Source organism: Ferruginibacter sp., assembly GCF_031430955.1.
In the GTDB taxonomy this organism is placed as follows: Bacteria; Bacteroidota; Bacteroidia; order Chitinophagales; family Chitinophagaceae; genus Ferruginibacter.
In genome coordinates this window covers 1-3,607 of record NZ_JANPCM010000147.1, presented here as the reverse complement: position 1 = coordinate 3,607, position 3,607 = coordinate 1, and the positions used below count along the sequence as shown (strand labels likewise).

Below are 3,607 nucleotides of genomic sequence, written 5' to 3'. Positions count from 1 at the left end.
CGTAATAATTTCCAGTACGCCAGGTGCATTTTTTGCTTCTTTTATATCTATCGATACAATTATTCCCTTTGCAATAGTGCTGCCTGCTAATACCCCATATACCAAATTTTCAATTTTATACTCTGCTGCATAGGTTGCCGTGCCGGTAACTTTATGTTTACCATCAACCCTGTCATCGGCTGTTGGAGTACTTAAATTATCATTATCAAAAAAGCCCATTGTAAAAAATTTATAGTTGAATAATTTTATGCCGATGCATTTTTCAGCGCCAGCTCTATACCATTCTGCAGCATTTTTATTTTAAAACCATTGTGTTGTAAAGGCTTTGCGTTTTTAATGGCAATTGCTGCAGCTTGCTTAAATATTTCTTCAGATACTGCTTTACCTGTTAAAAATTGTTCTGCTTCATATAAACGCCACGGCTTGTGCGCTACACCACCTGCTGCAATAGTTGCGGCTTTAATTTTTCCTCCTTCTATATGCAAACCAACTGCAACAGAAACGAGTGCAAAGGCATACGAAGCCCTGTCTCGTATTTTTAAGTAATGAAAATTTTTATTGAAATTATTTTTAGGAATAACAATTTTTGTAATTAAACTTCCTTTAGTAAGGTTGTTATCTTTATCGGGTGTGTTGCCCGGCAGACGGTGAAAATCTTTAAAAGGAATGCTGCTTTCTTTACCATCGCTTTGCACCACAACTTTTGCGTCTAATGCTGCCAGTGCGATACAAAAATCGCTTGGGTGTACTGCCACACAATTTTCGGATGCACCAAAAATTGCCGACATCCTGTTTAATCCTTCTTTAGCGCCACAGCCAGTTCCCGGTTGCCTTTTATTGCAGGGCATAGCAACATCATAAAAATAAGGACATCTTGTTCTTTGTAAAATATTACCACTGGTGGTAGCCATATTTCTTATTTGTGGCGAAGCGCCAGCCAGCAACGCTTTTGAAACTAAAGGATAATTATTGATAATTTCTGAATGTTCTGCCGCCACACTGTTTAAAGCAAGTGCACCAATAGTAATACCTGCGCCATCACTCTTAATTTCTTTTAAAGCAATTTGATTGATATCAATAACGTTGCCCGGCAAAGCAATTTCTTTCTTCATCAGATCCAGCAGGTTAGTACCTCCTGCAATAAATTGCGAAGCTGCATTTTTTTTGTAGCCTGTTTGTGCAGTTTTTATATCCACCGCTTTTAAAAATGTAAATGGTTTCATTGGGCAACTTCTTTTATAGCGTTAGCAATTCCGTTGTAGGCACCACAGCGGCAAAGGTTGCCACTCATAAATTCTTTTATTTGTTCTTCATTTTTAGCATAGCCTTCTGCCACACATGCTACTGCCGACATTATCTGCCCCGGTGTGCAATAGCCGCACTGAAAGCCATCGCATTTAATAAATGCTTTTTGCATCGGGTGCAGTTCATCTCCATTAGCCAAACCTTCTATTGTAGTAATTTTATTTCCGTTTTGCATTAGGGCTAATGTTAAGCAGGCATTTATTCTTTTACCATTTACATGTACAGTGCATGCGCCGCATTGCCCGTGATCGCAACCTTTTTTTGTGCCCGTCAAGTGCAATTCTTCTCTTAATAAATCCAGCAATGTTGTTCTTGTATCTACCTTTAGATTTTTTTGTACGCCATTAATTTCAATTGATAAAGGCATTTGCTCCAGCTGGTAAGCATATTTTTCATCCAGCCTTTTTTTAGCAGCGGTATCTATTGCAGCAGGAATAACAGCAACAGCAGTTAGTGCGGCAGATTTTTTTAAAAAATCACGCCGGGAAGAACCCATCAGCAATTCTTTTTCTTCTCGATTAATCATACTTGGAGGTTAACAGAATAAATAAAAGATTATCTCTTTCAAATATACAAATTTGATTAACTAAAAAGACATACTATTTTTTTAGAGGGAATTTAAACAGACTTGCTGCTCAACTTTATTTGCAGCAAAACCGCAACAGTTTGTGTAAGGGCCAATGCAGCCAGTAATAAATGAACAGGTTGCGCTGCAGCAGGCATGTTGGCATAAAATAAAACTATACCTGTTATCATACTGAGCACAATAATTGAAGCCAATACAAATATTTTATTTTTTATTGCCTGCATATTTCTGCAATGCCAGGCTAAGAACAAAGCACCTGCTAAAATTAACCACGAAAAACTGCGGTGTATTAAAAAAGCAACTGGCGTGGCTGCCAGCCAGGTTTCCCTTTGCTCATAGTGTAATGTTTTTGAAACATCATCAACATACATGCGTACCATTGTGCCTAAAACAGTCTGACAAAATAACAGGATTAAAAAAATAAAGAGTGATTGTCTTACTTTATTATTAACGTGTATTGTAAGTAATTTTTTATTAAGAGAAAGTAATAATGCCAATTGTATTTGTACTAATATTATTGCAAATAATAAATGAACAGAAATACTTGCATGGGCAAGATTTAATTTTACCACAATGGCGCCAAACAAACCGGTAAGTATTACAGTAACTAAAAAAGCAATGGCTAATTTGTAAGGTTTATTAAATTCTTTTCTCTTAAAAAATAACATTGCAAACTGAACCAGTCCAAAAAACCCTAAAAGAACTCCCAACAAACGGTTAATATATTCAATCCACGTGTGCAGCGCATTAAAAGTATGGTCAATATCCTGTTTGCGTAAATATTTTTCAAAGTCGGCAGGCAGTTCGCTGGCATTTGTAGGCGGTATCCATTTGCCAAAACATTTTGGCCAGTCGGGGCAACCCATACCGCTTTGTGTGGTGCGTACCACGCCACCTGCGATTATTACTAAAAAACAAAGAATAAAAGTGGCGAGTGCCCAGCGTTTGATATTACTCATAAATAGATGCAGCAAATTTACTGCAGTAAAAATTGTTATCGGTAAACAATTAGTTTTTTATTCTTTTAGCAGATATTTGTTTAACAAAGATGCTGTTATCACACTATCAAACTAAACTTACCGAAGCCGGCCTTGACGAAGCCGGACGTGGTTGCTATGCCGGGCCTGTATTTGCGGCTGCGGTAATTTTACCTGCAGACTTTTTTCATCCATTATTAAACGATAGTAAACGACTTAAAGAAAAAGAAAGAGATTTATTAAGGCCGGTTATTGAAAAAGAAAGTATTGCTTTTGCAGTTGCCTCGGTTCATAATAATGAGATTGATAAAATAAATATTTTACAGGCAAGTTTTAAAGCCATGCATCTTTCTATAGATAATTTAACAACAGTGCCGGAGTTTTTATTAATTGATGGCAACCGTTTTAAACCCTACAAAAAAATAAATCATCAGTGTATAATTAAAGGCGATGGTAAATATGCATCTATTGCAGCCGCAAGTATTTTAGCAAAAACCCACCGTGATGAATTTATGCAAAAAGCCCATGCCGCATTTCCTTTTTATGGCTGGGATAAAAATAAAGGCTACGGTACAGCGTTACACCGCAAGGCTATTGATGAAAATGGATTATGTGCACTGCACCGTAAAAGTTTTAATATTTTGCCCTCCTCAAAAGAACAGGCAACGCTGTTATAATAAAAACACCGGAGTAGTAAAATGCTTTCCTGATAATTTTTTCGTTACTACCAGATAAAAAT

Annotated in this window: 5 protein-coding genes; 1 reads left to right on the top strand and 4 read right to left on the bottom strand. The window is 36.8% G+C overall.

Features of this window, described 5'->3' with window-relative positions; all coding sequences use genetic code 11:
- The 4 genes from ACY65O_RS04020 to ACY65O_RS04005 form a co-directional block, all read right to left on the bottom strand.
- Positions 1-219 (bottom strand): hypothetical protein (locus tag ACY65O_RS04020; RefSeq protein ID WP_462219561.1); only part of this gene is annotated, 219 nt, incomplete at its 3' end.
- A 26-nt stretch (positions 220-245) separates the two neighbouring features.
- Entirely contained in the window at positions 246-1,223 is a 978-nt protein-coding gene (locus ACY65O_RS04015; protein ID WP_462219560.1) for an FAD binding domain-containing protein, read from the bottom strand.
- Positions 1,220-1,831, bottom strand: coding sequence for a 2Fe-2S iron-sulfur cluster-binding protein (locus tag ACY65O_RS04010; RefSeq protein ID WP_462219559.1), 612 nt, complete (start codon positions 1,829-1,831; stop codon positions 1,220-1,222). The genes ACY65O_RS04015 and ACY65O_RS04010 overlap by 4 nt, the downstream gene beginning before the upstream one ends.
- Before the next feature lie 92 nt (positions 1,832-1,923).
- Positions 1,924-2,850 (bottom strand): COX15/CtaA family protein, encoded by a 927-nt coding sequence (locus ACY65O_RS04005; RefSeq protein WP_462219558.1) that lies wholly within the window; start codon positions 2,848-2,850, stop codon positions 1,924-1,926.
- A gap of 89 nt (positions 2,851-2,939) precedes the next feature.
- Between ACY65O_RS04005 and ACY65O_RS04000 the strand changes: the two genes are divergently transcribed.
- Positions 2,940-3,545, top strand: a complete 606-nt coding sequence (locus tag ACY65O_RS04000) for a ribonuclease HII (RefSeq protein WP_462219557.1) — start codon at positions 2,940-2,942, stop codon at positions 3,543-3,545.
- Positions 3,546-3,607: the final 62 nt, after the last annotated feature.